Origin of the sequence: Pyxidicoccus sp. MSG2 (assembly GCF_026626705.1) — a bacterium.
GTDB lineage: Bacteria > Myxococcota > Myxococcia > Myxococcales > Myxococcaceae > Myxococcus.
The window spans coordinates 6,584,561-6,605,116 of sequence record NZ_JAPNKC010000001.1; the positions used below are offsets into that span (position 1 = coordinate 6,584,561).

16 protein-coding genes and 1 pseudogene are annotated in these 20,556 nt (G+C 69.6%); 10 read left to right on the plus strand and 7 right to left on the minus strand.

Translation table 11 applies throughout. The features are described from left to right. Nucleotides 1-17 precede the first annotated feature (17 nt). Nucleotides 18-1,052 (minus strand): rod shape-determining protein, encoded by a 1,035-nt coding sequence (locus OV427_RS25940; RefSeq protein ID WP_011556714.1) that lies wholly within the window; start codon nucleotides 1,050-1,052, stop codon nucleotides 18-20. 162 nt (nucleotides 1,053-1,214) lie between these two features. After that, nucleotides 1,215-1,766 carry a putative ABC transporter permease gene (locus OV427_RS25945; RefSeq protein WP_267858851.1) on the minus strand — a complete coding sequence of 184 codons (552 nt, stop codon included), beginning with the start codon at nucleotides 1,764-1,766 and terminating at the stop codon, nucleotides 1,215-1,217. A 202-nt stretch (nucleotides 1,767-1,968) separates the two neighbouring features. Here OV427_RS25945 and OV427_RS25950 point away from each other — a divergent pair, with 202 nt between their 5' ends. Both OV427_RS25950 and OV427_RS25955 read left to right on the plus strand, forming a co-directional pair. Next, nucleotides 1,969-2,493 (plus strand): hypothetical protein, encoded by a 525-nt coding sequence (locus OV427_RS25950; RefSeq protein WP_267858852.1) that lies wholly within the window; start codon nucleotides 1,969-1,971, stop codon nucleotides 2,491-2,493. 200 nt (nucleotides 2,494-2,693) lie between these two features. Then, nucleotides 2,694-4,778, plus strand: coding sequence for a cation:proton antiporter (locus OV427_RS25955; RefSeq protein WP_267858853.1), 2,085 nt, complete (start codon nucleotides 2,694-2,696; stop codon nucleotides 4,776-4,778). Here OV427_RS25955 and OV427_RS25960 read toward each other — a convergent pair. Continuing rightward, nucleotides 4,756-5,475, minus strand: coding sequence for a glycosyltransferase family 2 protein (locus OV427_RS25960; RefSeq protein WP_267858854.1), 720 nt, complete (start codon nucleotides 5,473-5,475; stop codon nucleotides 4,756-4,758). The genes OV427_RS25955 and OV427_RS25960 overlap by 23 nt on opposite strands. 204 nt (nucleotides 5,476-5,679) lie before the next feature. On the opposite strand from OV427_RS25960, the gene OV427_RS25965 reads away from it, so the two are divergent. Together OV427_RS25965 and OV427_RS25970 are read left to right on the plus strand one after the other, a co-directional pair. Next, nucleotides 5,680-8,157 carry an ATP-binding protein gene (locus tag OV427_RS25965; RefSeq protein WP_267858855.1) on the plus strand — a complete coding sequence of 826 codons (2,478 nt, stop codon included), beginning with the start codon at nucleotides 5,680-5,682 and terminating at the stop codon, nucleotides 8,155-8,157. 109 nt (nucleotides 8,158-8,266) lie between these two features. After that, nucleotides 8,267-9,013 (plus strand): hypothetical protein, encoded by a 747-nt coding sequence (locus tag OV427_RS25970; protein WP_267858856.1) that lies wholly within the window; start codon nucleotides 8,267-8,269, stop codon nucleotides 9,011-9,013. Between the two features lie 93 nt (nucleotides 9,014-9,106). On the opposite strand, the gene OV427_RS25975 is transcribed toward OV427_RS25970, so the two are convergent. After that, on the minus strand, nucleotides 9,107-9,580 hold the full coding sequence (locus tag OV427_RS25975) for a hypothetical protein (protein ID WP_267858857.1): 474 nt from the start codon (nucleotides 9,578-9,580) through the stop codon (nucleotides 9,107-9,109). 172 nt (nucleotides 9,581-9,752) lie between these two features. Here OV427_RS25975 and OV427_RS25980 point away from each other — a divergent pair, with 172 nt between their 5' ends. Then, nucleotides 9,753-10,244: a hypothetical protein gene (locus OV427_RS25980; protein ID WP_267858858.1), complete on the plus strand. Its 492-nt coding sequence runs from the start codon at nucleotides 9,753-9,755 to the stop codon at nucleotides 10,242-10,244. Between the two features lie 186 nt (nucleotides 10,245-10,430). Here the strand turns inward: OV427_RS25980 and OV427_RS50830 are convergent. After that, a pseudogene (locus tag OV427_RS50830) lies at nucleotides 10,431-11,347 on the minus strand (alpha/beta fold hydrolase). A 17-nt stretch (nucleotides 11,348-11,364) separates the two neighbouring features. Here OV427_RS50830 and OV427_RS25995 point away from each other — a divergent pair. From OV427_RS25995 to OV427_RS26005, 3 genes are all read left to right on the plus strand, one after another. After that, nucleotides 11,365-12,816, plus strand: a complete 1,452-nt coding sequence (locus OV427_RS25995; RefSeq protein ID WP_267858861.1) for a tectonin domain-containing protein — start codon at nucleotides 11,365-11,367, stop codon at nucleotides 12,814-12,816. Nucleotides 12,817-13,183: 367 nt separating this feature from the next. Further along, a complete protein-coding gene (locus OV427_RS26000; RefSeq protein ID WP_267858862.1) occupies nucleotides 13,184-13,639 on the plus strand; it encodes a hypothetical protein in 456 nt (151 codons plus the stop codon). 29 nt (nucleotides 13,640-13,668) lie between these two features. Beyond that, nucleotides 13,669-14,178: a hypothetical protein gene (locus OV427_RS26005; protein WP_267858863.1), complete on the plus strand. Its 510-nt coding sequence runs from the start codon at nucleotides 13,669-13,671 to the stop codon at nucleotides 14,176-14,178. 21 nt (nucleotides 14,179-14,199) lie between these two features. Here OV427_RS26005 and OV427_RS26010 read toward each other — a convergent pair whose 3' ends face one another. After that, nucleotides 14,200-15,111 carry a LysR family transcriptional regulator gene (locus OV427_RS26010; RefSeq protein WP_267858864.1) on the minus strand — a complete coding sequence of 304 codons (912 nt, stop codon included), beginning with the start codon at nucleotides 15,109-15,111 and terminating at the stop codon, nucleotides 14,200-14,202. 132 nt (nucleotides 15,112-15,243) lie between these two features. Here OV427_RS26010 and OV427_RS26015 point away from each other — a divergent pair, with 132 nt between their 5' ends. Next, nucleotides 15,244-16,008, plus strand: coding sequence for an SDR family oxidoreductase (locus OV427_RS26015; protein WP_267858865.1), 765 nt, complete (start codon nucleotides 15,244-15,246; stop codon nucleotides 16,006-16,008). Between the two features lie 22 nt (nucleotides 16,009-16,030). On the opposite strand, the gene OV427_RS26020 is transcribed toward OV427_RS26015, so the two are convergent. Further along, the gene (locus OV427_RS26020; protein ID WP_267858866.1) at nucleotides 16,031-17,749 is read right to left on the minus strand and encodes a hypothetical protein; all 1,719 of its coding nucleotides are present in this window, start codon (nucleotides 17,747-17,749) and stop codon (nucleotides 16,031-16,033) included. A 61-nt stretch (nucleotides 17,750-17,810) separates the two neighbouring features. Between OV427_RS26020 and OV427_RS26025 the strand changes: the two genes are divergently transcribed. Continuing rightward, complete coding sequence (locus tag OV427_RS26025) at nucleotides 17,811-20,513, plus strand: endonuclease/exonuclease/phosphatase family protein (protein ID WP_267858867.1); 2,703 nt, start codon at nucleotides 17,811-17,813, stop codon at nucleotides 20,511-20,513. Nucleotides 20,514-20,556: the final 43 nt, after the last annotated feature.

Genomic DNA, 20,556 nt, shown 5'->3' on the forward strand with positions numbered 1-20,556 from the left:
GCACCGGGCTGGAGACGTCAGCCCGGCTGGCAGACCTGGCGGAGGATGTCGAGCGACTCCAGCGCCTTGCCCGCGCCAATCACCACCGCGGACAGCGGGTCCTCGGCGAGGAACACGGGCAGGCCCGTCTCCTCGCGCAGGAGCGTGTCCAGGTTCTTCAGCAGCGCGCCGCCACCGGCGAGCACGATGCCGCGGTCGGCGATGTCACCGGCCAGCTCCGGCGGGGTGCGCTCGAGCGTGAGCTTCACCGCCTCGACGATGCCGTTGACGGGCTCGGCGAGCGCGTCGCGGACCTCGTCGCTGGACACCGTCAGGGTGCGCGGCACGCCGGCCACCAGGTCGCGACCCTTGATCTCCATGGTCATGACCTCGTCCGTCGGGTACGCGGTGCCGATGCCCATCTTGATGAGCTCGGCCGTGCGCTCGCCGATGAGCAGGTTGTACTTGCGCTTGACGTACTGGATGATGGCTTCGTCCAGCTTGTCGCCGCCGATGCGCACGCTCTTGGCGAACACGATGCCGGCGAGGCTGATGACCGCGACGTCGGACGTACCACCGCCGATGTCGACAATCATGTTGCCGCTGGGCTCCGTCACCGGCAGGCCCGCGCCAATCGCCGCGGCCATCGGCTGCTCGATGAGGTAGACCTCGCGGGCGCCCGCGTTCGCCGCCGCCTCGCGCACCGCACGGCGCTCCACCTCGGTGATGCCGGAGGGGATGCCGATGATGATGCGCGGGTTGACGAGCGTCTTGCGGTTGTGGGCGCTCTGGATGAAGTAGCGCAGCATCGCCGCGGTGATTTCGAAGTCCGCGATGACGCCGTCCTTCATCGGACGGATGGCCACGATGTTGCCCGGGGTGCGCCCGAGCATCTCCTTGGCCTCCTTGCCCACCGCGAGGACCTTCTTGCCCCCGCGCGCGTCCTGCTGCACGGCCACGACGGAAGGCTCGTTGGACACGATGCCCTGGCCGCGGATGTAGATGAGGGTATTCGCCGTGCCCAGGTCGATGGCGAGGTCACGCGAAAAGAGGGTGTGAAGCCAGTCAAACATACGAGGGCGGGAACTTTCGGGGAGGCGGCGGAATTTCCCCAAAGCGTGGGGGGAGACGCGCGGAAGGTACTACGCGCCGCAACACGGAGGAAGAAAAGCCGGAAGCGGCTTCCACTTCAGGTTGGAGAGCAGTCGGCCAGCGGACGCGCGCCGCCCCGGGTCTCAGTGCAGGGAGGCAGACTCGGCCTGGGCCTGCTCGAAGCGCCGGGCCACCACCCCGGCCTCCTCGGGCGTCCCCTCGGGCAGCGCCCCTTGCGGCAGCGTCCCCGCCTCCTCGGCCTCCCGGTACTCGGGCGTGTGGCGGAGGGCATCGCTGGTGACGTGGAGCAGGGTGTCGCGCACGGGCTCGAACAGCAGCGCGGTGAGGTACCAGGCGGGCGCGTAATCCAGGCGGATGAGGCCGTGCACGCTCCACCGGTGCGGCGAGTAGTCCCACGGGCAGCGGCCGAGCAGCCGCTTCAAGGCCCAGCCCGTGCCGTACTCCGCCGCGAAGATGAGGGCGGTGTAGGCCAGGGCGCGCAGGGGCCGGGGCAGGGGCTTGAGCCGGGCGGAGACCTCCTCCAGCGCCAGCGCCGTGCCTCCGTAGATGGGGTGCATCCACAGGTAGGTGCGCGCGGTGGCGCTCTTGTCCCGCTTCATGGCGGCGCCGGTCCCCGTGAACAGGACCTCCAACACCCACCCCGTGCACCCGTAGAGCAAGAATCGTGAAAGCACATCCGGAACCTAGGAATCGCTCCACGGTTGGGGCAGTGGCGGGGGCGCCGCTCCTGGTCGGCCGCCGTCAGACTGGGACTGGAGGGAGGGGCGGGTGTGCTCCACCGAACGGGAGACCTGTCCGGCAAGGAGGGGGAGACATGAACCTACAAAGGATGCGGGAGTGCTTTACTCGCCAGAGGGCCGCGTAATAACTGGAGGGGTGAAGCGCGCCCCCGGCCACAGCTCGCGAAGGACTGGCGCCGCGGGCGGAGCGCGCGGGCCGTGGCTCGTCGCCATGGTGGGTGTCTTCCTGACGCTGGGGCTGGCGCTCGGGAGCGCCGCGCTCGCGGAGCCGGGGCCGCGGCTCGCGGGGGTGAGTCGCCTTGCGGGCGACGCCGCAGGGGGTCCGGGGGCGCATGGCCTCCGGCGCGTCACCGAGGGCCCCGTGCGGCGGCCCGCCTGCCTGCGCTTCCACGGCGTGGGCTTCGACACCTGGGCCGCCCTGGAAGGCTCGCCGTCCCTCTTCCCCGCGCACCCGAGCTGGGGCGCGGCGCGCGGGCGCGGGGGCTTCCCCCCTGCCGTCTTCGCGGTGCCGCGCTGGAGCCGGGTGCGGCAGGTGCCCTCGGACACGGCCATCGCCCGTCGGGTGCGCTACCCGGTGGCGCCGGTGTCCGCGCGGAGCGGCCTCGCGGACCAGCCTCCCCTCGTCACCCGCCCCCTGCGCGGGCCTCCCGCGCGCGGATGACGGCGAGCACCGCCCCGATACGGGCGGTGCCTTCCTTCATCTCCCAGGTGCCCTCTCGAAGCCGCCCCCATGACGGCGCGGGGCGGACCCTTCCCGCCGTGTGCCCCGGTGGGGTCGTCCACGTGACGCTCCGTCCCCGGGCCCATGGCCCCTGTTCTCCTTCAGCTTGTACGCGCCCATGGTGGCGCGGAGGTGTCTTGATGCACGGAGCCCACGAGGTCCTCCAGGCCATCGCCATCGTCCTGTGCGTGGCGGCGGTGACCACCGTCCTCTTCCAGCGGCTGCGCCAACCCGTCGTCCTCGGCTACATCCTGGCCGGCCTGGTCGTCGGCCCCTTCGTCCCCATTCCCCTGGTGGCCAACCCGGACGTGGTGACGACGCTCTCGGAGCTGGGCGTCATCCTGCTGATGTTCTCGCTCGGGCTGGAGTTCAGCCTGCGCAAGCTGTTCTCGGTGGGCCTGACGGCGGGGCTCACCGCCGTCATCCAGTGCGCCATCATGATCTGGCTCGGCTTCGTGGTGGGCCGTGCCTTCGGGTGGACGTCCCGCGAGAGCATCTTCACCGGTGCGCTCATCGCCATCTCCAGCACCACCATCATCGCCAAGGCCTTCGACGAGCAGGGCATCAAGGGCCGCCTGCGCGAACTGGTGGTGGGCGTGCTCATCGTCGAGGACCTCATCGCCGTGCTGCTGATGGCCACGCTGACGGCCATCTCCACCGGCGCGGGCCTGTCCATGGGCGACCTGGCGCTGACCACGGGCCGGCTGGTGGCGTTCCTCGTGGGCCTGGTGGTGGTGGGCCTCTTCATCATCCCCCGCGCGGTGCGCGCCGTCGTGCGGCTCAACCGCCCGGAGACGACGCTGGTGGCCAGCGTGGGCATCTGCTTCGCGGTGGCGCTGCTGGCCCAGGCCTTCGGCTACTCGGTGGCGCTGGGGGCCTTCCTCGCGGGCTCGCTGGTGGCGGAGTCCGGGGAGGAGAAGGTGGTGGAGCACCTGGTGCAGCCGGTGCGCGACATGTTCGCGGCCATCTTCTTCGTGTCGGTGGGCATGCTCATCGACCCGGCGCTGGTGGCGAAGTACTGGGCATCCATCCTGGTGCTCACCGTCGTCGTCGTCTTCGGGAAGATTCTGGGCGTCACCCTGGGCGCGTTCCTCACGGGCAACGGCACGCGCACGTCCGTGCAGGCGGGGATGAGCCTGGCGCAGATTGGCGAGTTCTCCTTCATCATCGCGGGCCTGGGGCTGTCCCTGAGGGCGACGGGGGACTTCCTCTATCCGGTGGCGGTGGCCGTCTCCGCGATTACGACGCTCACCACGCCCATGCTCATCAAGGTGTCCGGCCCGGTGGCCAACTGGGTGGACCGCAAGCTGCCCAAGCCCCTCCAGACGTTCGCGACGCTCTATGGCACCTGGGTGGAGCGGCTGCGGGAGGCGCCGCCGAGCCAGACGCGGGGCGCGGTGGTGCGGCGCGTGGTGCGGTTGCTGCTGGTGGACGCGGCGCTGCTCATCCTGCTGGTGATTGGCACGTCGCTGGCCGCCAGCAAGGTGGCCCTGTTCGTGGAGGAGCGGACGGGGGTGGACCGCTCCCTGGCGGGCCACCTCATCATCGCGGTGGCCGTCGTCCTCGCGGTGCCGTTCCTCATCGGCATCATCACGCTGGCGCGCCGGCTCGGGGCGCTGCTGTCGGAAGCGGCGCTGCCCCAGCGGACGGATGGGAAGGTGGACCTGGCGGCGGCGCCCCGGAGGCTGCTGCTCGTCACGCTGCAGGTGGTGACGGTGCTGCTCATCGGCGTGCCGGTGGTGGCCATCACCCAGCCGTTCATGCGGGGCGCGACGGGGCCGCTCATCATCCTCGCGCTGCTGGTGGCGCTCGGCATCGCCTTCTGGCGCGGCGCCACCAACCTGCACGGGCACGTGCGCGCCGGGGCTCAGGTGGTCGTGGCGGCGCTGGCCGCGCAGTCCCACTCGAAGGAGCCGGGCTCGGAGGAGCACGCCCTGGATGACGTCCCCAAGCTGCTACCCGGCCTGGGCGAGCCGGTGCCCGTCCGGCTGGAGGACTTGAGCCCCGCGGTGGGCCGGACGCTGGCGCAGTTGAACCTGCGCGGGCTGACGGGCGCGACGGTGCTCGCGATTCAACGCGGGCAGGAGAGCGTGTCCGTGCCCACCGCCAGCGAGGTGCTGCGCGCGGGCGACGTGCTCGCGCTGACGGGGACGCATGACGCGGTGGAGGCGGCGAAGGGGCTCTTGGAGGGCGGCGCCGTGCTCAGCGCTTCACCGCATACTTGAAGATGACGTAGAGGGCGCGCACGCCGTCCTTCCAGCCAATCTTCTTGCCCTCTTCGTAGGTGCGCCCGTGGTAGCTGATGGGCACCTCGAAGACGCGCCAGTTGCCGCGGGCCACCTTGGCGGTGATTTCCGGCTCGAAGCCGAACCGCTCCTCCTCCACGTCCACCGAGCGCAGCACCTCGGTGCGGAAGGCCTTGTAGCAGGTCTCCATGTCCGTGAGGTTCAGCCCGCTCGTCATGTTGGAGAGGGTGGTGAGCGTCTTGTTCATCACCGTGTGCCAGAAGTACAGCACGCGCCGCGGCGTCCCCGTGAAGCGGCTGCCGAAGACGACGTCCGCGTCCCCGTCGAGGATGGGCTGGATGACCTTGGGGATGTCGCGCGGGTCATACTCCAGGTCCGCGTCCTGGACGATGACGATGTCCCCGGTGGCCTCGGCGAAGCCGCGGCGCAGCGCCGCGCCCTTGCCCTGGTTGTCCTCCTGGAACAGCACCCGCACCTGGTTCTGGTTGCGGGGCGTACCCCCCAGTACCCCCACGCCCTGCTCGGCGAGCTGGCGGAGGAATTCGCGGCTGCCGTCCTTCGAGCAGTCGTCGATGAGGACCAGCTCCTTCGGGAAGTCAACGGCGATGCAGCGGCGCAGCAGCTCCGCGAGGGTGGGAATCTCGTTGTAGACGGGGATGACGAGCGACACGAGCATGGCGGCTCGCGCCTCTACCCCATTTCCCCGCCGGGGGCGAATGTCCAGCACCTACCGTGCGCCGGCCCGGGGGGGTGACGCGCGTTGCCCGGTTTGCATGAAATGCCCTGCTGCCTCGGGAGCCGGTCCAGGGGGGGCCTCCTTCCGGCGGCAAGCGCGGAGCGCGCAATGAACCACCCACTGGAACATGTGGGCCACGGAGTCTTGTCCGCGGAGTCCCCGCCGGGAGCCGGGGAGGGGCTGGTCGCGGGACTGAGGGAAATCATCTACGGCGCCTGGTACATGCCACACGGCCACTGCTACCAGTGGCAGCCGGACCTGGTGGCGCTGCACGTGTTGTCCGACGCGCTCACCGGCGCCGCGTACCTCTTCATCTCCCTGTCGCTGTTCGTGCTGGTGCGGCGCATCCGGCTGCCCTTCGGCGGGATGATTCTCTCCTTCGGCGTCTTCATCGGCGCGTGCGGGCTGACGCACCTGATGGAGGTGTGGAACGTGTGGAACTCGGCCTACTGGCTGGCCGGGGGCGTGAAGGGGGTGACGGCGGTGGCGTCGGTGGCCACGGGGCTGTACCTGCTGCCGCTGCGCCGCCAGGTGGCGGACGTGGTGGCCTCCGCGCGGCTGTCCGAGGAGCGCCGGGTGCGGCTGGAGACGAGCAGCCGGGAGCTGGAGGCGCTCTACGCGAAGCTGAAGGAGTCCGAGGCGCAGCGCACCGGCTTCTTCGCCAACGTCAGCCACGAACTGCGCACGCCGCTGGCGCTCATCCTGGGTCCGGTGGACCGGCTCCTGCAGCGTGGCGTGCCGGACGCGGAGGACCGCAGGGATTTGGAGGCGGTGCGGCGCAACGCGCGGGTGCTGATGCGGCACGTGAATGCGCTGCTGGACGTGGCGAAGCTGGACGCGGGGCAGATGCGGGCGTCCTACGCGGAGGCGGACCTGTCGCGGCTGGTGCGCCTGTGCGCGGAGAACTTCGAGGGGCTGGTGGCGGAGCGGCGCCTGGGCTTCTCGCTGGAGCTGCCGGGCATGCTCCCCGCGCAGGTGGACCCGGAGAAGCTGCAGCGGGTGGTGCTGAACCTGTTGTCCAACGCGGTGAAGTTCACCCCGGAGGACGGCTCCATCCGCGTGGCCCTGGGCGCGGAGGCCGGGTGGGGCCGGCTGGTGGTGGAGGACAGCGGGCCGGGCGTGCCGCCCGAGCTGCGCGAGGTCATCTTCGAGCGCTTCCGCCAGGGCGAGGGCGGCACCACGCGCGAGTTCGGCGGCACCGGGCTGGGGCTGGCGATTGCGCGCGACTTCGTGACCCTGCACGGCGGCCGCATCCGCGTGGAGGAGCGGCCAGGCGGCGGGGCGCGCTTCGTGGCGGAGCTGCCGCTGCTGGCGCCCTCGGAGACGCAGCTGCGCTCCGGGCCGGAGCCGGACACATTCCCACTGGCGGCCCGGGCCGAGGTGGACGTGCTGCGGACCCCGGAGGACGCGCCGGTGGTGGTGCCGGAGGACTCCTTCCGCCCACGGGTGCTGGTGGTGGAGGACACGCGGGAGATGCGGCGCTTCGTGGCGGAGACGCTGGCGCAGGACTTCCGGGTGAGCACCGCGGCGGACGGCGAGGACGGGTTGCGGCAGGCGGAGACGCTGCGGCCGGACGTCATTGTCAGTGACCTGATGATGCCGCGCATGGGCGGCGACCAGCTGGTGCGCGAGGTGCGTGCGAGGGAGGGGCTGGAGTCCACGCCCATCCTCATGCTCACCGCGCGGGCGGATGACGCGTTGCGGGTGGACCTGCTGCGCGCCGGGGCGCAGGACTACCTGGTGAAGCCCTTCCTGGCGGAGGAGCTGCTGGCGCGGGTGTCGAACCTGGCGGTGGTGAAGCGCACGCGCGAGGTGCTGCAAGGCGCGCTGGACGCGCGCACGTCGGACATGGAACTGCTGGCGCGCGAGCTGGGGCTGCGCAAGCGTCAGCTGGAGGCGGCGCTGGAGACGACCAGCTCGGCACGCGAGTCGGCGGAGCGCGCCAGCGAGTCCCGGAGCACCCTGCTGCGGCTGGTGTCCCACGAGCTGCGCACGCCGCTGTCGGTGCTGCAGCTCACCCAGCATGCCTTCCTGCGCGAGGTGGGCCCGCTGAAGCCGAAGGCCTCGGAGATGTTCGAGCGGATGGTGCGCTCCACGCTGCGGCTGCGGGACATGACGGAGATGGTGCTCCAGTACAACCAACTGGAGTCGGGGCGGCTGGTGGTGCGGCGCGAGCCGGTGGACCTGGTGGAGCTGGCGGAGGAGGTGCTGGGCGAGGTGCGCTGCGAGGCGGACCGCAAGGGGCTGAAGCTGGCCCTGGCGCGGCCGGCGGGAAAGGCGCTGGCGCAGACGGACTCGCGCATGGCGCAGCTGGTGCTGCTCAACCTGGTGATGAACGCAGTGAAGTACACCCAGCAGGGCGGCATCCACGTGGCGGTGGAGGTGGTGGCGGACGCGCGGCGGATGCGGGTGCGAGACAGCGGCCCGGGGATTCCGCCCGAGGCGCAGGCGCGCGTCTTCGAGCCCTTCCAACACCTGGAGCCGCTGGACCACAAGTCCAAGCCGGGCGTGGGGCTGGGCCTGACGCTGGTGCGCGAGCTGGTGACGGTGCTGGGAGGGAAGGTCTCGCTGAAGTCGGAGCCGGGCTTGGGAAGTGAGTTCGTCGTCGAGCTGCCCTCGTGAGTATCTTGATTCTCGATTTCTGATAAAACGGACTGATCGCCCATGGAAGGATTTTCCAGCTTCGACAGGCTTCCTGGGTGCCAACCCGTGTCACGGAATCGAGACCCCGATGAAGAGGCTGTTCCTGTGTGCAGTCGCGCTGTCGATGGCAGTGGCTTGTTCGAACGGGCCAAAGGGGCAGGAGGAAGAGGCGGAAGGCTTCGCGCTCCTCCAGCATGACGAGACGACGCTCGAGGCCACGTACCGCGCGGGCGGCGCGTCCGTGCGCGTGCTGGTGGTGGAGACCGAGTCCAAGGTCGTCGAGGTGACCTACGACTTCGGTGACCCGGTCATTGCGTTCCACCTCGACTACAACCAGGGCGTCGGCAACTTCATGCCGACCGGTGCCCCGCTCGACGCCGCGCAGGCGCAGTTGATTGAGCCCCTGCTGGGGGGCATCTCGAAAATCATCCCGCAGGACGAGGCCACGCCGCGCACGCGCGTCGAGGACGCGGCCATGCGCCAGACGAGCTTCATGCAGATCGTCCCCGTGGGCGAGGTGCTCACGTCGTACGAGTTCGTGTCGGAGCGCGGCTGGGTCCACCTCTCGTGCACCTGCGGGACGCAGTACATCGGGTCCGGCTATTACCGTCAGGCGGGCCGGGGCTGCAGCTGCAACGGCGGTGACAACGGCTGCAAGGGGCGCTGCGGTCAGGGCTGCGGCATCACCAGCACCCCGCCGTGCGTGGGCACGACGGCGTACACGCAGGACTGCGCCAAGCATGACTACGGCCTGGGGAGCTTCGCCGCCGCGTCCGATGACTACTCGTTCGCGAGCAACAACTGCAGCTGCAGTGGCGTAGGCACCTGTTACTGACGCGACGTCCGAAGGTGGAAATGGCGCGGGCCGCCCATGGGGCTGCCCGCGCCTCGGAGACTCCGCTCGAGCGCCTCGAGCGTGCGCGGAGGCTCACCCGGGGGCGCGCAGGAGGACTCCCATCCGTTCGTTCGCCTCGTAGAAGCCGGCGATGGCCTCCGACCACAGGCTGCTGACCCTGGCGGGCTCATGGGTCTCCGAGAGCTCAATCAAGACGGCGACGGTGCGTTTGACACGCTCCCGCAACGCATCGTCCTGGACCCGGACGTTGAGGATGAGCGTCCGGACCTGGGCCACCGTCAGCTTCTTGAACTCCTCCGCCGAGAGCTGACTCCTGAAGACCCGCTGTTGCATGTGGCTGATGACCTCGGAGAGGGACTCCTGGAGTGCCAGCATCGTCTGCGCCTGGAACTCGGCGCGGGCGCTGGCCTGCTGGTCTGCTCTCTCTGTGGCTCTGACCTCGCGCTCACGTCGGATCTGGCGACGGTACTGGGTGGTCTCCGTGATGAGCGTGAGGACCGCGCCCAGCAGGAAGGTGATGAGGGGAAGCACGTCCTCCAGTGTCATGCGCCAGCCTCCCTGGGCGGGTTGCCGCGTCCGTCCAGCCCATGTCCCGGCCCCGAGCCGGTTCCTCCACGCCTATGGTGCGCACCGTGGAGACGCGCCGTCACTCCAGGAGGCTTGAATGCCTCCGCGTGCGGCGGAGTAGGCTCTCGAACCCCTGAAAGGACAGCGACGCATGGCGCAGCCCTACTCCGTATTGCGCGTGGAGGACCCCGATACCGGCAGCCGCGCCCGGCTTCACTACACGCGCGACAATCCCCTGCGCAGCTGGATGACCGGGGTGGCGTTTGCCGCGCCGCCGCCCACGCCCATCGCGCTGGGGCTGCGCGGCACGGATGAAGAAGGGTGGGTGCTGGGGGACTTGTGGCTGACGCCGATTACCGTCATGTCCCGCCGCCTGCACACGGCGCTGGTGCAGGCGGGGGTGGACAACCTCGCGGTCTATCCGGCTACGCTGCGCGACCCCCTGACCGAGACGGTCCATACCGATTTCGTTGCGTTCAACGTGATTGGCAAGCGGCCCGGGGCGGAGCCGGGTGGGGCGTTGTTGTTCCGCCTGGCGGAGGCGGTCAATGTCATCCTGATTCATGACTCCGTCCGGCGCGTGGTCGAGGAGGCGGGTATCGACACCCTGACCTTCATCGACCCCGAAGACTTCGCGGGCTGAGCCAGCGCACGTACGAGTTCGGTATGCGGCTCGCGCTCGGGGCAGGTGGCGCGGACGTGCTGCGGCAGGTGGCGGGAGAGGGCCTGGTGCTCGCGGGGGCGAGCCTCGTGCCCGCCTGGCGCGCGGCGCTCGTGGAACCGGGCCGCGTCTTGAGTGGGATGGTGAGGCTGCTGCGCCCGGGAATCCTCAGGCGTCCAGTCGCGCGAGCAACTCACGCACCAGCAGCTCGAAGACACGCGGCTGCTCCAGGTTGGGCAGATGCGCGCAGCCCGGCATCATGCGCAGGTCCGCGCCCGGGATGCTGTGCGCGAGCAGTGCGCAGCGCTCCTTCAGGTGCGGCACATCCAGGTCTCCGCACACCACCCTCGTCGGCACGCGCAGCTCTCCGAGCCGTGGCAGCGCGGGAGGGGGCTCCTGCGCCGCGCCGGGAGATGGTGCGCGCAGTGCCACGCCATTCATTTCAAGGAACAGCGCACGTGCCGCGCCGCCCACCCGGCCCTCGGGTCCTTGCGGCCCGTCCAGCCACAGGTGCGCCTCCAGTGCGTTGACGCGCTCCACCTCTCCCCGCGCCTCCGCCTCCTCGATGCTCGCGTAGAGGCGCGCCACGGCGGGCGCGGGCGCGGCGGGAGCAACGGCGCCACTCACCGCGGGCGCGATGAGCACGAGCCCCCGCACCCGCTCCGGATGCGCCAGCGTGAAGTCGAGCGCCACGCGTCCGCCCTGTGAGCAACCCACCAGCACCGCCTGCCCTCGCCCAATGCGTCGAGCACCGCGCGCAGGTCGTCCACGTGGCTGAAGGATTCGGCAACCCCGTGGCTCTCTCCGAAGCCGCGCCGGTCATACGCGAGCGCATGGTGCGTGGGCGCGAAGGCCGCGAGCTCGGCGCGCCACATCCTCCGGTCCGCCACTCCCGCATGCAGGAACACCAGCGCCGGCCCGCGCCCCGCGTGCTCGCCCGCGAGTCGCGTCTGCCCCTGTACGACCTCGAACCGCTCGGGTGCCGTCATGGGCCCAGCATATTTCGCGGCGCTCAGCTCGCGGTCACCAGGCTGCTGGCACACGACGTGCTTTGGGGCGGCGCAGCCGTCATCACCCCGAAGCATGAGAGGACCTGAAGCCCATGAGCCTTCACTCGAAACTCCCGAACCTCGCGGCGCTCGCCGTGGGATTGCTGGTGCTCGCGGCCGCCCCGCGCGCCGAAGCGCAGCTGACGCCCACCGTCGCGCAGGTCCCGGCGAACGCGCCGCCCGCCATCCCCGCCGGCATGAAGGTGACGTGTACGCCGGGGCCCGGCACCGGCGCCGCGGCCGCCAACTGTCCCGTGCTCAAGTGGCACGGCTACACCTACTGGGCCTTCAGCTACGGCGACAACCGCGTGGCCATGGGCATCGTCGTCTATGACGCCGCGGGCAAGGCCGTGGCGCAGTGGGAGAAGCCCGGCTCCCGCTACGTGTACGCCATCACCGTGGACGGCGCCGGCAAGAACGTGACGTTCGCCGGTCAGTCGGACGCGAAGATCACCATGACGTGGGATGCCCTGTTCCCGCCCCCCGTCGTCGTGCAGGTACCGGCGAACGCGCCGCCCGCCGTTCCCGCGGGCATGAAGGTGACGTGCACGCAGGGGCCGGGTACCGGCGCTGCGGCCACCACCTGCCCCGTGGTCAAGTGGGGCGGTTACACCTACTGGGCCTTCAGCTACCTCGACAACCGCGTGGCCATGGGCATCGTCGCCTATGACGCGGCGGGGAAGGTCGTCGCGCAGTGGGAGAAGCCCGGCTCCCGCTACGTGTATGCCATCACCGTGGACTCCACCGGCCGGAACGTGGTGTTCGCCGGCCAGTCTGACGCGAAGCTCACCCTGAAGTGGAGCGACCTGTTCCCGCCGGCCGCGCCGCCCGCCAGGCCGGACTGGCAGCTGGTGGCGGGGCCCGTGGGCGCCACGCTCAAGCAGGTTTCCGTGGGCAACGCCAACGCCGTCTGGGGGCTGGATACGGCCGGCTATCCCTGGAAGTGGACTGGCTCGGCGTGGGAGCGGAAGGCCGGCACGGTCAGCACGCTCGCCGTCACCGCCGACGGCACCGTGTGGGCCACGAACCCTCCCGACTCGCTGCGCGTGCTGAAGCTGGACGTCGCCAACAACAAGTGGACCTGGAACATCCCCACCGGGATGAAGCAGGTGGCCGCCGTCAACGCCGCCTCCGCCTGGGGTCTGGACAACGGCGGTTCCCACTACCTGCTGAACGGCGCCACCTGGGAGAAGAAGGGCTGCTGCGTCAGCCAGATTTCCATCGGCTCCGACGGGGAGCTGTGGGCCACCAACCCCCCGGACTCCAACCGCGTCCTCCGTTGGGATGGCAGCAAGTGGACCTGGAACATCCCCGCGGGGATGACCTACGTGTCCGTGGGCAACGCGAAGAACATCTGGGCCCTGAACGGCTCGGACCAGATCTTCAAGTGGTCCGGCTCGGCCTGGCAGTCCATGCCCGGCGCGCTGCGGAACATCTCCGTGGCCGGTGATGGCACCGTCTGGGGCATCAACGCCACGGGCATGGTCTACAAGTGGGTCCCGTAGTCGTGCGCACGTAGGCGGCGCTCCGTCCTGACGTGTCCTGACGTGTCAGTCCGCGTGATGACACGTCAGGGAGGCGTCTTCTGATTTTCGAATGGCCAGGCCGGCAGCGGCTCGCGTGCGGCCACCCATACCGGGGCGCGATGGCCGGGCACGGGAAGAACTGCTCGCCGAAGGCGTCGCCCACGGAGAGGCCGAGCAGGGTGAGTGCCGCGTCTTCGCTAGCGAGGTCCATCGAGGGACGGACTCTACCGTCGCGAGCGGCCGACCGCCGGGTGCGGACCTACCCTTTGCGCATTCGCTGTCTCCGGCGGAAGCTCACCGCGTCGCCTTGTCATGGATGGGCCGCGAGGGTGGAGAGGACGTGGGCATGAGCCAGCTCGAGCTGAGATTCGGCTCGCCACATCACGGCTGGCTGCAGGTGGAGCTTGCCGACCGCGAGCGCAGCGTGTTGCTCGATGTGTCGGATGTGCCGGGCGACTCGCTCGCGATGCTGGCGGTGGCGGCTCTGGACCTCGTCGCCGGGCGGCGAGAAGCCCGCGTGGTGTGGTTCCTGGAGCCGAGCGAGGCCACCTGGAACTTCCAGCGTGAAGGCGACCAGGTCGCGGTGCGGGCCACCACTTCGGGCGCGGCGTCCGTGCTCCTGGAGGGCGGCACCGCTGAAGAACTCGCGCTCGTCATCTGGCGAGCGCTGCGGCGTCTCGAATCAGACCCGGCATGGAGCGCCGTGAGCACTGGCCGCGTCTGGTCACACCCTTTTCCGCACCGGGAAGTGGCTCAGTTGGGAGCCGTACTCGGCCGCGCATCAGCGCCTCAACGGTCCTGAGTCGGACCCCAAAGCAAGGGAGAACCTCCATGCAACGCAAGGTCGCAGGTCTCGTCGCCGTGGCAGCACTCATGTCCCTGGGCTTCCGTGACAGCCCGGGTCCTGAGAAGGCGGGTGGAATCCCCTTCGACCTGGTCGCCGCGAAGAAGCACTTCATCTCGATGGACGTGGCGGCGGGCTACACCCGCCACTTCCGTGAGACGCGTGAAGCGCTCCACGGACAGCATCCGGGAATGAAGGCGCGGCTCGCGCTCGAACAGTCCGAGAGCTTCAATCGCGACGCCATCGCCGCGCTGCTCAACGCGAAGGACTCCAGCGGCAACCCGGCGACCGGCGTGCGCATCTACCAGGGGCTGGATGCGGCGGGGCAGACGCGTCTGGTGCTGGTGCCCTACGACGCGCGCGGAAACGACATCCTCACGAAGCTCTCGTCGCCAGGGGACGCTGCCGTGACCGGCGTTTCCGCGGAGGCCGTGGAAGATGGCATCCGGTGTCCACCCTACTGCGCGGAAGAAGAGAATCCTCTCAGCGCGGATTAAGCCCGCGCTTCCGCCCGCGAGTCACGCCCTGTCCCACGAAGGAGTGCCTCGGAACTGCTCGGCGAGGAAGTCGATCATCAGGCGGACCTTGGCGCTGAGGTGCCGCCGGCTCGGATAGACGGCGAGGATGTCGATGTCCGGGAGCGAGTGGTCCGGCAGCACGCGGACCAGGCGTCCTGCACGCAGGTCCTCGCCAATCAGGAAGGTGGGCTGCCAGATGAGCCCACGGCCCGCGAGCGCGGCGGCACGGACGGTGTCGCCGTTGTTCGCCTGCATCACGCTGCGCATGCGGACGACGCGCATGTTGCCAGCGGCGTCGGTGAGCGGCCACTCCTCCGCCATCGACGAATTGCTGTACGCAACGCAGACATGCGCGGCGAGGTCCTCCAGGCGCTTGGGCCTGCCATGGCGCGACAGATAGGCGGGCGCGGCGCAGACCACGTTGCGCGAAGTGGAGAGCCGGCGCGTGACCTGGCTGGCGGCGGCGCCTCCGCGTGAGATGCGGATGGCGAGGTCGTAGCCCTCCTCGACGAGGTCGACGACGCGGTCGGAGAGGGAGACATCCAGCTCGACGTCGGGATTCAGGGCCATGAAGCGCGGCCAGAGTGGCGCGAGGTGGAGGATGCCGAAGCTCAGCGGCGCGTTGAGCCGCAGCCTGCCGCGTGCCTGGACGGTGCTCGCGGAGGCCAACGCCTCGGCCTCGGCCACGTCGTCGAGAATGCCGCGCACGCGCTCGTGGAGTGCCTGGCCGCTCTCGGTGAGCGACAGGCGGCGCGACGTGCGGTGGAGCAGCCGGGTGCCGAGATGGCGCTCCAATTCGTTCACGTAGCGGGTGACGTTGGCCGCGGACGTGTCCAGCGCGTCCGCCGCACGGGTGAAGCTGCCGCGCTGGACCACCGTGGCGAAGACCTCGAAGGCACGCAGTCGGTCCATGCGCGGGCTCCAATCATTCAGGAAAGCTGAATGAGCAAAGCAGGTTCAGTGCCTTTCTCCAACAGATGCTGATGAGTACATCTCTCCCATCGGCCCGGGCATCTCGCCGCGGGCCTCGACGGGAGCAGGCACATGGAGCGGTTGAACGGCAAGGTCGCAATCATCACGGGCGCGAGCGCGGGCATCGGGCGGGCCACGGCGAAGCTGTTCGCGGCCGAGGGCGCGAAGCTGGTGGTGGGCGCGCGGCGCAAGGAGGAGCTGGACAAGCTGGTCGCGGAGATTGCCGCGGACGGAGGCGAGGCCGTCGCGCTGGCCGGTGACGTCCGCTCGGAGGACTACGCCCGCGCGCTCGTGGCGCTCGCACTCCAGCGGTTCGACAGGCTGGACATCGCCTTCAACAACGCGGGCATCATCGGCGAAGGCGGGCCGAGCACCGAGGTCTCCGAGAAGGGCTTCAGCGACGCGCTCGCGGTGAACCTGACCGCCGCCTTCCTGGGCGCCAAGCACCAGCTCGGGCCGATGGTGAAGCAGGGCTCGGGCTCCATCATCTTCACGTCGACCTTCGTCGGGTACAGCTTCGCCTTCCCCGGCACGGCGGCCTACTCCGCCAGCAAGTCCGGGCTGATTGGCCTGACGCAGGCGCTGGCCGCCGAGTACGGACCGCGCGGCGTGCGGGTGAACGCGGTGCTGCCGGGCGCGGTCGAGACGCCGATGTACCAGGCGGTGAACGCCACGCCCGAGGCGAAGACGTTCGTCACCGGGCTGCACGCGCTGAAGCGGGTGGGCACGCCCGAGGAGCTGGCCCGGGCGGTGCTGTTCCTGGCCTCCGACGACGCCTCCTTCGTCACGGGCACGGCGACGCTGGTGGACGGCGGCGTGTCGATTACCCGGACGTGAGGCGCCGCCCCGGGACGCGGCGCTACTGCCGGCAGGCCGGCGTGGTGACGCAGTTGCAGCCGTTGGACAGGCCCGCCTGCAGGTCCCTCAGCTTCTCGTCGTAGCAGGCGAGGACGGAATGGTCACAGACGCCGAAGCCACCCGGGAGCTCGGCGAAGTGGCTGTTCATGGCCACCGCGTTGTCGAGGGCGAGGTACAGGTCCGTGCAGCTCGAGTTGAGGTTCTGCCAGTTCTCCGTCTGCACGCCCCGGGGCCCGCTGTAGTCGCGGAGGTAGCAGAAGTAGCTCGTCAGCCCCGTCGCGCCACCCGTGCACCGGTCCGTGGCCACCTCGCCGATGCCGTTGTTCTGCACCTCCAGCAGCAGCTCACCGCCGAAGGTGAGCTTCGGCTTCGCGTGGTTCTCCAACAGCTCGCGCACGCCCCAGGGAGACGTGTTGGACCAGACCTGGGTGCGGCACTGGTCGGACGGGCTGCTCACGGTGCAGCCGGGCTGCACGACGTCCCACTTGTTGATGGCGAGCGCCGTGCGGCGCGACGTGCCGAAGACCTCGCGGTGCACATCGATGGCGCGCATGTGGCAGTCCAGGTCCGTCTGATGGGACAGGCCGGCGTTCGCCAGCCGCTGGTGGGTGTAGCCCTTCAGCTGCGCCCGGTAGAAGGGCTCGGCGTACGCCGTCATGCAGGCGGAGTCGACGACGGTGGTGACGAGCTGGTCCAGCGTCCTGCCCCCGTACAGCGTGGAGTTCGTCAGCAGCTCGTCCTGGAGCGCGCTCATCAGCTCCCGGTATTCGTCCATGTACGCCTGAGACCAGAAGAACGGCACGCAGTTCGCGCCCGCCGGGTAGTAGCCGCCCACGCCGCCTTGCGTGGACACGGAGCAGTCGACGGCCGCACCTTCGGAAGTCGCCGGCGCATTGACGTACTGCGGGCCCGCCCCGTCATTCGCCCGCTTGACGAAGGCAGGAGCGGCGATGCCCGCCATGATGCGGAGCTTCACGTTGGTCACCCCCGTCCCGCTGGTGACGCTGGAGATGGCCTGCCGCAGCGGCAGCCAGTTGAAGACCTGGTCAGCAGTCTCCAGGTCCGCCCAGTCCAGCATGACGATGGCGCTGGAGACGTAGGTGGCGCTCGCGGGCGGAACGCCGGAGCGGGTCATCGTCCCCGCGACAGCGACCGGAGGCTGGCGGTACACGAGGTTGACGGAGAGCCGCGCGAGCTTCACGGCGCCCGAGGTGTTGGTGAGCGTCACCTTCACGCGCAGCGGGCTCAGCTCCGTCAGCGTCCGCGACGTGACGACGGTGCCCGAGTAGTCCGCCGTCGTCGTAACGCCGGAGAGTGTCTGGGTGACGGTGCCGAGCTGCGTGGCACCGTCGAGAACGTCGAACCGGAGCGTCCCCGAGGCGGCGGTGGTTCCCACGTTGCCCGTCCGGGCGATGATGTCCACCCGGGTCAGCGTGCCCGCGGGCGCGGCCGGAAATCCGAAGGTGATGTTGCCCGTGGTGAAGCCGCTCTTTGCGCGCACGAAGCTCTGGTCGGACGAGTCGATGACCTTCGCGTAGAGGTCCGCCGTGCTGCCGTCTCCCGCGGTGACGTTGGAGGTGGACACGTCCGACGCCGGGCTGAGCGGCGCATCCGCGATGAGGGGGGAGGTGAGCTGCGCCAATTCCACGTTCGGGGAAGCCGTGCCGCCACAACCCAGGATGGCGAGCAGGGGAAGGAGCCGGAAGGAAGGGTGCGCCATGTGGTGACGTCCAGGAGTCAGGGGGGAGGAGAAGATTTTCAGCCCACGTCGTTGAGACATCATGAGCCTACCTGTCTCTTCCCTCCGCGCGTGGCTGGGTGCCCTGGCGCTCGGCTGCTGCATCCTCGGAGCCCTACCCGCGCGTGCGATATGCACGAAGGAGATAGGTGCCTCGCTGCGCATCAAGACCTGGAACCTCAACCTCCAGGTGACGCCCAACAACACGGAGCTCAACTACGGCAGGCCCCACACGGACCGGGCCAGGGACATCGCGCTGCAAATCCTGGCCGAGGACCCGGACGTCGTGGTGCTCAACGAGGCCAACGACGACGACGCGCGTGACGTGCTGGTGAAGGAGCTGTTCACCCGCTACCCGAACTACATCTACACGCTGGACGAGCACGACACCGACAACGACAGCGGGCTGATGCTCTTCTCCAAGTACGGCTTCGCCGCGCTGGACAAGATCATCAACGAGGAGGGCTTCCAGGAGACCTGGCACGACGGCTTCTACGACGAGAACATCGCGAGCTGGGACATCTACACCAGCGACAACACCAACGGCGCGGACGCCTGGGCCAACAAGGGCTTCGCCCTGGTGCGCATCCTCAACGAGTGTGACGGCTCGCTGCCCTTCAACGTCGGCTTCACCCACATGCAGTCCAGCCTGCCGGACACGGAGGCGTGGCGCTGGTTCGAGGACTTCGACGACCGCCGGGGCCAGCTCCAGACGATGCGCAGCATCATCGAGACCTCCATCAGCGCCTCCAAGCGCAACGTCGAGCCCATCTACGTCGTCGGCGACCTGAACATCAACGGCAGCCGCCACCACGAGAACTCCCGCCGCCCGCCCTTCGTCCCCGTCTGTGACTACGACCCCTTCGGCAACCTCTACTGCACCGGGGACCCGGACCTGGACGCGGTGACGTGGAAGTCATTCACGGAGTGGCAATACATCTTCAGCGACACCGGGAACGAGCATGGCGGCTACTGGGCCTGCCAGCACAAGCCGTGCACCTACGAGCCTGCCTCCGCCAAAGGCACCTTCTTCGTCGACAGCTGGGCGTATGAGACCTCGCCGCTGGACGTGGGGCAGACGCACTCGTCCTCCAACAACGGCGGCGCCACCGAGTTCACCGGCCCCACCGACGGCGAGCGGCTGGACTACATCCTCCACAACAAGCCCGTCCCGGACAAAGCCAACCGCGAGCGCGAGTACTGCACCCAGCACCTCACCCGCGCGGTGCAGGGCAAGGAGTGGTCGGACCACATCTCCCTCACCATCGACGTGAACCAGGTGGCGCCCCGGTGCAGCCCGCACCCGCGCAAGGTGGACGACGCGAGCAACCCCACGCCCGGCGTCACCAGCCCGAACGGGCCGGAGCCGGTGGCGTTCGACCTCAAGGACCCCAACTCGCCCGTGGCCAGGACGGTCACCTTCACGGATGGCCTGCTCACCTTCCCCGGCAGCATGCAGTGGTACGTGCTGGACCAGGCGGAGCCGTTCCGCGTGACGGTGACGGGCTCCCGCGTGAGCTGGGCGGTGTACCAGGGCAGTGACCTGTCCAAGCCGCTGACCCCCTTCGACGGCGAGTGCGAGGAGGTGAAGGAGACCCGCGCCTTCCAGTGCACCTATCCCGCATCCAGGCCGCCGTACTACGTGCGCGTCTTCGGGGTGGACACCCGGGCGTCGGACCCCGCCGCGAAGCCGGACCGCACGGTGGGGAACCGGCCGTACACCATCTCGTTCCATCGCTTCGACTGCTCGTCCCCGGCCGAGGCCTGCCCGCTGGAGCCCGCGGTGGCCCTGACGCGCCCCTGGCCCGACAAGCTCCTCGGGACGAGCGACACCATGTTCTTCAAGTTCGTCACCGAGCACGACCGGAAGAACAAGCCGCCCACGCTGACGTTCCACGTCCACACGAACCTGCCTCCGAAGTCGACGGACCCGGTGGTGTTCGACCCGTCGCCCTTCAGCGCGACGCTGGCGGACAAGAACGACGTCCTCATCACGAGCGGCATCGCGTCCGTGGAGCCGTGGAAGGCCGCTCCGGGCGGCGGCAACGTGCTCGTCCACACCGCCGGGGCGGGGCAGCTGCCCGGCACCGCGAATCTCCTACCGGAGAAGTACCTGCTCCGGGTGAAGCGCGACAGCAAGTACCAGACCACCGCCACCGACCTGAAGGTCTGGTTCGAGACGTCGCTGAGCTACTTCCACCCGCTGCAAATCGCCTGCGAGGTCGAGGAGACCGACGTGGGAGGCGACGACATCTGGACCCGCTTCATCTTCGACGGGGCCAACCAGAAGTCCGAGTGCCGCCAGTCCAGCAACATGGCGCACCCCGACTGTCTCTGGGTGTCCCGCTGGTACGACGGAGACGGGTCCCTGGACGAGACGAACGAGATGTATGACGGCGCGCTGCTGAACGAAGCGGGCACCGGCAACCCGAACCGGGCCCTGCCGCACGCGCTCACCGGCGCCTTCCAGAAGGCCGTGGTGCCCAACCTGTGGCAGGACGGCGAGGGGATTGGCGGCGAGCAGTACTTCCAGCCCAGGCCCTCCGCGCTCCAGATTCCGGCGCTGCCCGCCGCGCTCCCGGACAAGGACGCGGCCGCCGCCGGGAAGTACAGCTGGCGCGCCGACGATGACGAGTACTGGTACGACATGGTGTACCGCGTGAGTCACGCGCGGCCCGCCTGCCACGTGGGCCCGAACGACGGCTGCCCGGCCGGCACCCTCTGCAAGGCGGGGAAGTGCCAATGAGCCCTCCGCGCCGCGCTCCGCTCTCCGCCTCGCACTCCCGCGC